Annotated in this window: 10 protein-coding genes; all 10 read right to left on the reverse strand. The window is 61.6% G+C overall.

Annotated elements, in window-relative coordinates; genetic code table 11:
- Positions 1-279, reverse strand: a 279-nt coding sequence (locus EPO09_RS16225; RefSeq protein WP_290644464.1) for a hypothetical protein, incomplete at its 3' end; no start/stop codon positions are given.
- A 24-nt stretch (positions 280-303) separates the two neighbouring features.
- Complete coding sequence (locus EPO09_RS16230) at positions 304-1,155, reverse strand: molecular chaperone (protein WP_290644466.1); 852 nt, start codon at positions 1,153-1,155, stop codon at positions 304-306.
- 37 nt (positions 1,156-1,192) lie between these two features.
- Positions 1,193-1,585 carry a DUF4402 domain-containing protein gene (locus EPO09_RS16235; RefSeq protein WP_290644468.1) on the reverse strand — a complete coding sequence of 131 codons (393 nt, stop codon included), beginning with the start codon at positions 1,583-1,585 and terminating at the stop codon, positions 1,193-1,195.
- Positions 1,586-1,699: 114 nt separating this feature from the next.
- The gene (locus tag EPO09_RS16240; RefSeq protein ID WP_290644470.1) at positions 1,700-2,158 is read right to left on the reverse strand and encodes a hypothetical protein; all 459 of its coding nucleotides are present in this window, start codon (positions 2,156-2,158) and stop codon (positions 1,700-1,702) included.
- Between the two features lie 46 nt (positions 2,159-2,204).
- Positions 2,205-2,747 (reverse strand): DUF4402 domain-containing protein, encoded by a 543-nt coding sequence (locus tag EPO09_RS16245; RefSeq protein ID WP_290644472.1) that lies wholly within the window; start codon positions 2,745-2,747, stop codon positions 2,205-2,207.
- 271 nt (positions 2,748-3,018) lie between these two features.
- Positions 3,019-3,612 carry a thioredoxin family protein gene (locus tag EPO09_RS16250; protein WP_290644474.1) on the reverse strand — a complete coding sequence of 198 codons (594 nt, stop codon included), beginning with the start codon at positions 3,610-3,612 and terminating at the stop codon, positions 3,019-3,021.
- Positions 3,613-3,842: 230 nt separating this feature from the next.
- Positions 3,843-4,718, reverse strand: a complete 876-nt coding sequence (locus EPO09_RS16255) for a phosphoribulokinase (protein ID WP_290644475.1) — start codon at positions 4,716-4,718, stop codon at positions 3,843-3,845.
- A 15-nt stretch (positions 4,719-4,733) separates the two neighbouring features.
- The gene (locus tag EPO09_RS16260; RefSeq protein WP_290644477.1) at positions 4,734-5,822 is read right to left on the reverse strand and encodes a class 1 fructose-bisphosphatase; all 1,089 of its coding nucleotides are present in this window, start codon (positions 5,820-5,822) and stop codon (positions 4,734-4,736) included.
- The gene (gene cbbX, locus EPO09_RS16265; protein WP_290644479.1) at positions 5,815-6,885 is read right to left on the reverse strand and encodes a CbbX protein; all 1,071 of its coding nucleotides are present in this window, start codon (positions 6,883-6,885) and stop codon (positions 5,815-5,817) included. The genes EPO09_RS16260 and cbbX overlap by 8 nt, the downstream gene beginning before the upstream one ends.
- 5 nt (positions 6,886-6,890) lie before the next feature.
- Positions 6,891-7,253, reverse strand: a complete 363-nt coding sequence (locus tag EPO09_RS16270; RefSeq protein ID WP_290644481.1) for a ribulose bisphosphate carboxylase small subunit — start codon at positions 7,251-7,253, stop codon at positions 6,891-6,893.
- Positions 7,254-7,256: the final 3 nt, after the last annotated feature.

Consider the following 7,256-nt stretch of genomic DNA (forward strand, 5'->3'; position numbering starts at 1 on the left):
GGTCAACAGGCGTGCCAACTCCCCCAACGGCAGCAAGAACTGCTCGCCATCTTGATAGGCCGTGAGGCTGTCGGACAGCACGTGCCCATCCAGCACGACCTCCAGCACCAGGGCCTGGCTGTCGTCCAGCTCGCGGTGCGTAGACGCAGCCGGCGCCTGCACACCGCTGGACAGGGCCTGAGCCTGTGCGACCGGGCTGAGCGCACTCAGGCACAGGCCGCACAGCGACATCAGCAGCCATGCAAGCAGACGCACCGATCCCTGGCTTGACGACGCCATGGCTGATGGACAAGCACGTGAGCGTCAGGGCAGGATCAGGGCCGACTCGGCCAGCAAATTGCCGCCCGCTTCAGCCCGTTCGCGATAACTGATCTTCAAGGTTCCACCGCTGAGCAGCAGGCCCGGCGGCAGCGTCAAGGGCATGCGTGCCTTGCGAAGAGGATTGGGCGTGTACACGGCCACGCCCGCAGCCTTGATCAAGTCTTGCGACACACCCAGGCGAGGCGTGAACGTGACGCTGATATCGCCATAAACAGAGCGGTTGCCTTCGCGCAGGATGTCGAATGAGACCGCCGCGCCGTTGTCCGCCCCGGCTGCCTGGAACGCCAGATTGCGCAAGGCCACCTGTGCCTGCGTATCACCATGGCGAACGATGACCGGGATGGATGCACCCACCAAGGCGCTGAGCACCACACCCACGCCGCCGGCCTTCTCTTTGGCCAACTCCTCCACACTGTTGCTGCCGCTGGCATCGGCCACGCGATCAAACTGCAGGTGGGAACGGTATTCGCCCGGCGCCAGATCGGCAGGCTTGCGCAACAAGATGCGCACCGTCTGCGAGCTGCCCGCCGCGATCGTGACCTGCCTGGGCGAATAGCGCAGCATGCCCTCGGCAAACTGTTCGCCCGGCCCGGGCTCCGTGATGACGATGAACTCGCCAGCTTCACCCATGCGGCGATTGACCACACTGATGCGGTAGGTCTCGGGCGTTTTGCCCTGGTTGACCAGTTCGACCTGTGCCGAGCGCTGATCCTTTTCAAAGACCACACGGGTCGGGAACAACATGAGATCGGCCTTGGCAGGCAGTGAATGCAGGCACAAAAAGCCGGCGATCAGCCACTGGACCCACAGCCAAGGCGAGCGTGATGTAGACATGGCGTACTCCAATTGAACGACGAAGGAGAAGGAAGACTCACTGGTAGTTGACGATCACGCTGAAGGTGCCCGCATAACTACCCCTTGCTTGTTGCGCACCGACCGACAAGGTGGCGCCGACACTGAACTGGCCGTTCCCGTTCTTCGACAGGATGGACATGCCACTCAGATTGCTGGTGAACGTCTTGACCGTCATGACGTGCCCAGCACCGTCACTCATGAGCACCGAGTTGTCTGCAGGCAGCGTGATGGCATAAACCGCATTGGCTTTGCCATGCACCGAAAATTGCGCGGGTGCGGCCAGGTTGCTGCCCTGGCTGAGCACGAAAGCACCGCCAGACTGCGCGCGGCTGCCATCAGCGCCGACGGCGACCGTCCCCGCGCTCGAGGCCACGAATGTGCCGAAGGACAGATTGCCCGTGTTGCTCACGTTCTGTGCAGCCGCATGCGAACAGCAGGATGCCGCACACAGCCCACACAGAAGCTTGAGACAAAGACAGCCCCATCCTCTGCACGCAAGATGCAGAGTGTGTGTCATGACATATCAATTGAATTCGACCAGGACGTTGACCGTGTCGGGACCAGCTGGTGCATTCGGTGCCGCACGCACAGGCGCAGCAGAGACGGCCACAGTCAAACCACCACCACGCAAGCTGCCGTCTCCCGCCTTCGTGCTGAGCACCGACGCTGCCAATACAGCCGCAGCAGCAGGCTCACTCACGCCGGCGGGTTCAGTCACCTTGGGCACCTGAATCAATGCTGATCCCACATGAACCAACACGGTCCCGGTCGATGCATTGACTTGTGCAGGCAAGCTATCGACCACGCTGACCACTGGATCAGGCGCCAATATGGTGGCACTGACATGGGCCGTGGCAGACATCGAAGCTGCCCTTGCCTGAACAAGCGCAAGCCCTTCGAATGCAGCCAGAGCCAATCCCAATACGAAACCCAGGACACGGGCGAGCACACGGCCAGCCTGCGCCCTGCTGATTGCGCTCACGGCAGCCATGGCCTGAGGGCCCTGCCGACGCAACGCCATCAGGATGTCAGTTGTAGGACACGGTCACGTTGAAGGAGCCGGTATAGGTACCCGGCACCTGGTTGTTGCCCACGACCAGGGTCGCGCCAACCTTCAGCGTGTCAGTACCTGCGCCGGACAAGGTGCCGGTCGTACCAGGGTTACTGACGAAGGCATTGACGGCCATCGTGTGGGAGGCACCATCGCTGATCGTGACTGCGCCATCGGTGGGCAGCGTGATCGCATAGGTGAAGCCGGCTTCACCCGTCACACCAAATACGGCGGAAGCGGGGTTGCCGGTGCTGCCGGGGGGTTGTGTCACGGTGGTCCCGGCGCCACTGATCGACACAACGTCGGCAGTGCTGATAGCAACGTTGCCACCAACGGCCCCTACTGCGAGCTTGCCGAAGACCAGATCGGAGGTCTTGGCAATCGCGATAGGACTCACGATGGTGGCAGATGCACTGGCCGAGGCCGTGCTGGTTTGAGCGGCAAAAGCGCTCACGCCCATCGTCGCGAGGCTGGATGCAACAGCCAGGTGACGAGCGTACTTCTTGAATGAAAACAACATGATGTAAAACTTTCTCGAAAGGTTGAACACAAAGGTTTCGGATCACCCTGCATCCGCCCGAACTGTCCTGCTATCAAAGACACATCAGGTCGGAGTGATCGTCTACTGCACATCCCTTGGCCTCGGTACAACTGCTTCTTGAGGCTTCGGGGTGTCTGCGTGTTTTCGGACACGCATGCGCTCAAGTTAACGTGTTGCGTGTCCGTTTGAATCGAGAAAGAACTGTCCGAAAACCATGCAGTTACATTTTTTCGGACAAATGGCATCCACCTCACATGGCGGGCTGGATCCAGTTCAGATCGGCATCCTCCTGTGGCAGGCGCCACTTGATGGAGCAGCCCATGCTGGCTTGCTGCTCGCCCGGGCCATAGCCGTAGTGCGCAATCAGTCGCATGGCGTCATACAGTTCGCGCGGCGTGTCGTCGGGCACCGGATCCTTGCGGCCCGCATCCAGGCGGCCGCGGTATTGCAGGCGCAAATCGGCGTCGAAGCCGAAGAAATCGGGCGTGCAGACGGCCTCATAGGCGTGCGCGATTTCCTGTGTGTCGTCATGCAGGTAGTGAAACGGCAGGTTCCACTCCTTGGCGAACACCTTCATGTTCGAGAAACTGTCCTCCGGGTAGGCGCGGTCGTCGTTGGCATTGATGGCGATGGTGTGCACGCCCAGGTCATGCAAGGCCTTGGCGTCACGGATCAGGCGCGGCATGATGGCCTGCACATAAGGGCAATGGTTGCAGATGAACACGACCACCGTCCCCCGCATGCCAGAGAGTTGCTTGAGCGAGTGGTAGTGGCTGTCCACGCCCTTGAGGCGGAACATGGGGGCTTTCCAGCCGATATCGGCAATCGGGGTGCTGACGGCCATGGGGCGCTCCTTTCAAGCAATGCTCAGGTCAAAAAGCCGGCTCTTCAACCGGCGAACGGTCAAACGGGAACAGACAAGAGACTGGGGAAAGGCTCGGCCAGAACGGCACCGGGCGAGGCATCACGAAGCGCTGCGACAAAGTGGCATGCAGGCGGATGCGTTTCCCTGAATGGAAGCACAGCAAGGCGCTGCTGACAAGGGGGAATCCTCGCTTCCCCCTTGAGGCCCGTCTACTGCATCTGTGCGCGGCGAATCTCCAGCAGACGCAGGATCATTGGCGTCAGGATCAGCTGCATCGCCAGGTCCATCTTGCCCCCAGGCACGACGATGGTATTGGCGCGTGACATGAAGGAGCCACCAATCATCGACAAGAGGTAGGGGAAGTCGATGCCACGCGGATTCCGGAAGCGGATCACGGTCATGCTCTCACCAGCCGTCGGGATATCACGCGCAATGAAGGGGTTGGACGTGTCCACCACCGGCACGCGCTGGAAGTTGATGTCGGTCTCGGCGAACTGCGGGCAGATGTAGTGCACGTAGTCGTGCATGCGACGCAGGATGGTGTCAGAGACGGCTTCGGTGGAATAGCCGCGTGATTTGGTATCGCGATGGATCTTCTGGATCCACTCCAGGTTGATGATGGGCACCACGCCGATCTTCAAGTCCACATGGCGAGTGAGGTCCACCTTGTCGGTCTTCACGCAACCGTGCAGGCCTTCGTAGAACAGCAGATCGGTATTGACCGGCGTGTCTTCCCAATGGGTGAAGGTGCCAGGCTCTTGCTTGTAAGGTGCGGCTTCCGCGTCGTTGTGCAGATAGAAGCGCGTCTTGCAGCGCCCCATTTCGCCATAGGAGCGAAACTGCTGCTCCAGTTCGGCCCACTCGTTGGCATCGGGGCTGAAGTGGCTGAAGTTGCGGTTCTCGCGTTCGGCCTGGGCCAGCTCGCCTTTCATCTCCTTGCGAGAGAAGCGGTGAAAGGCATCGCCTTCGATCACGGCAGCGGTCACGCCCTCGCGGCGAAAGATGGTGTCGAAGGTGTTCTTGACGGTACTCGTGCCGGCGCCACTGGAGCCGGTGACCACGATGATGGGATGACGTCTGGACATGGTGTGCGGGCTCGATCAGGCTTGAGGTTGCACGAACAGGGAACGGGTCTTGAACAGCTGCCAGGACACGTTCTCGTGCGGATCAGCGTGATAGCTCACGATGCGGTCGATCTCTTCGCGCGAGCCCAGGATGACGGGTACGCGCTGATGCAAGGTGTCCGGCACCAGATCCAGCAACTCGCTGGTGCCATTGACGGCGCGGCCACCGGCCTGCTCAACCAACAATGCCATGGGCGAGGCCTCGTACATGAGGCGCAGGCGGCCAGGCTTGCGCGGCTCGCGCGTGTCACGTGGGTACATGAACACGCCGCCGCGGGTCATGATGCGGTGCACTTCGGCCACCATGGAGGCCACCCAGCGCATGTTGAAGTCCTTCATGCGCGGGCCGTTTTCGCCAGCCGTGCATTCGGCGATGTAGCGCTGAACGGGCTTTTCCCAGAAGCGCTGGTTGGAGGCATTGATCGCAAACTCTTTGGTCTGCATGGGGATCTGCACGGCCTCTTGCGTGAGCAGCCAGCGCATGGGCTCGCCGTTGGCGCCACTGCGCTTGTCCAGCGTGAACATGAGCACGCCACGGCGGCAGGTCAGCACCATGATGGTGGCCGGGCCATACAGCACATAACCAGCAGCAAGCTGCTCATGGCCGGGCTGGCGATAGCTGTCTTCGGTGGGCAGGCGGCCACGGCCTTCATGCGGCAGGATCGAGAAAATGGTGCCGATCGAGATGTTGGCTTCTATGTTGGAGGAGCCGTCCAGCGGATCGTACACAACGAGGTATCGCCCGTTGCGCACGTGCTTGTCGGACAGCTGATGGTGCTCGTGCTCTTCGCTGGCCCAGCCGGCCACATGCTCACAATGCCCCAGGTGATGCGACATGATCTCGTCGCTCAGCACGTCCAGCTTCTTCTGCGCTTCGCCTTGCGAATTGGCGCTGTCTGCCAGGCCATGCGCGCCAGCCAGCACGCCCTGCCCGGCCAGATCGCTGATGCGGGCGCAAGCCTGGGCGATGGCGTCCATCGTGTCGATCATGGCGACCACCGCATCGGGTGCGGCATCGTCCAGATTGCGGGCCAGAGCCTCTTGCAGGGTGAGCATGTCATGCATGGCGAGCGTCCTCATGGCTTGTTGTGCTTGTTGTGTTCGTCGAGGGAACGGCAAACAGGCGGCTGGCGCGGATGTCAGCAGCCTCAATGGTGGTGAGCTCGTCGGCACTCAGCACCTTGTCGCGATCAGCGAACAGGCGACTGGCCTGGCGCAGTCGAGCCCGGTCCAACGCATTGCGCACGCTGCGGGCATTGGCGAAATGGGGTTGTTGCAGGCGGCGCTGCAGGTAGTCTTCAAAGGCTTCGCGTGCGCCCGGCCCGAAGCGGTAGTGCCGCTGCTCCAGCATGGCCGTGCCGATGTGCAACAACTCGCCCACCGAATAGTCCGGGAAGTCCAGGTGGTGCGCGATGCGCGAAGACATACCCGGGTTGCTCTGGAAGAAGGTGTCCATGCGGTCGGCATAGCCAGCCAGGATCACGACCAGGTCATCGCGCTGGTTCTCCATGACCTGCAGCAGGATCTCGATGGCTTCCTGGCCGTAGTCGCGCTCGTTCTCGGGCTTGTACAGGTAGTAGGCTTCGTCGATGAAGAGCACGCCGCCCATGGCCTTCTTGAGCACCTCACGGGTCTTGGGTGCCGTGTGGCCGATGTACTGGCCGACCAAGTCGTCACGCGTCACGGCCACGAGATGGCCTTTGCGGACGTAGCCCAGGCGGTGCAGGATCTGCGCCATGCGCATGGCCACGGTGGTCTTGCCGGTACCCGGGTTGCCCGTGAAGCACATGTGCAGCGACGGGCTTTGCGCCGCCAGACCATGTGCGGCGCGCAGCTTGTCGATGACCAGCAGCGCTGCGATATCGCGGATGCGGGTCTTGACGGGTGCCAGGCCTACCAGATCGCGGTCCAGCTCGTCCATAACCGCCTCGACCTGGCTTTGCGCCAGTACGTCGGCTACTGAACGAGGCTGCGACGCAAGTACCGATGATGCAGCAGTGCTTGCGTATCCAGCCCGTGCGGCTTGCTGGGATGCGCTCGCATCCACCGCCGAACTCGCCACCTCAGCAGCGCCCACCATCGGTGAGGCCTGGTCCGTCGTGCCGGGAATGCGGTAGAGCGAGTTCATGGCCATCACTCCTGATAGCGCTCGGCTTCAGGGCGCTCTGCCGCGTACGAACGCGTGCTGTAGCGCATGTTGCGGCCATCCATCTCGATGCGTTCGAGGTGGAAGCCGGGCTCCTTGGTTGGGCGGTTCACGATGAAGCTCATCGCCACCGACTCCACGCCACGGGTGGAGTCAAAAGCCAGCATGCGGATGTAGTGCTGAGGGAAGGCCTGGCGGCAGCCCTTCAACTCCATCATCATCGCGGCCGCATCTTCCAGATCGAAGTTGGGGTGGCCGTACATGTCCCAGTAGGTGTTGCGGGGATGTGGGTCATCGGTGTATTCGATGCTCCAGGCATAGCCCTTCTTGAGGCCATACTCGATCTGCATCTT

The organism is Aquabacterium sp. (assembly GCF_004297345.1).
Taxonomy (GTDB): domain Bacteria; phylum Pseudomonadota; class Gammaproteobacteria; order Burkholderiales; family Burkholderiaceae_C; genus Aquabacterium.

Excerpts from the sequence above, each read along its gene's own strand:
- EPO09_RS16230 (WP_290644466.1), bottom strand. The coding sequence starts at position 1,155 with ATGTCTACATCACGCTCGCCTTGGCTGTGGGTCCAGTGGCTGATCGCC.
- EPO09_RS16245 (WP_290644472.1), bottom strand. The coding sequence starts at position 2,747 with ATGTTGTTTTCATTCAAGAAGTACGCTCGTCACCTGGCTGTTGCATCC.
- EPO09_RS16250 (WP_290644474.1), bottom strand. The coding sequence starts at position 3,612 with ATGGCCGTCAGCACCCCGATTGCCGATATCGGCTGGAAAGCCCCCATG.
- EPO09_RS16255 (WP_290644475.1), bottom strand. The coding sequence starts at position 4,718 with ATGTCCAGACGTCATCCCATCATCGTGGTCACCGGCTCCAGTGGCGCC.
- EPO09_RS16260 (WP_290644477.1), bottom strand. The coding sequence starts at position 5,822 with ATGCATGACATGCTCACCCTGCAAGAGGCTCTGGCCCGCAATCTGGAC.
- cbbX (WP_290644479.1), bottom strand. The coding sequence starts at position 6,885 with ATGAACTCGCTCTACCGCATTCCCGGCACGACGGACCAGGCCTCACCG.
- EPO09_RS16270 (WP_290644481.1), bottom strand. The coding sequence starts at position 7,253 with ATGCAGATCGAGTATGGCCTCAAGAAGGGCTATGCCTGGAGCATCGAA.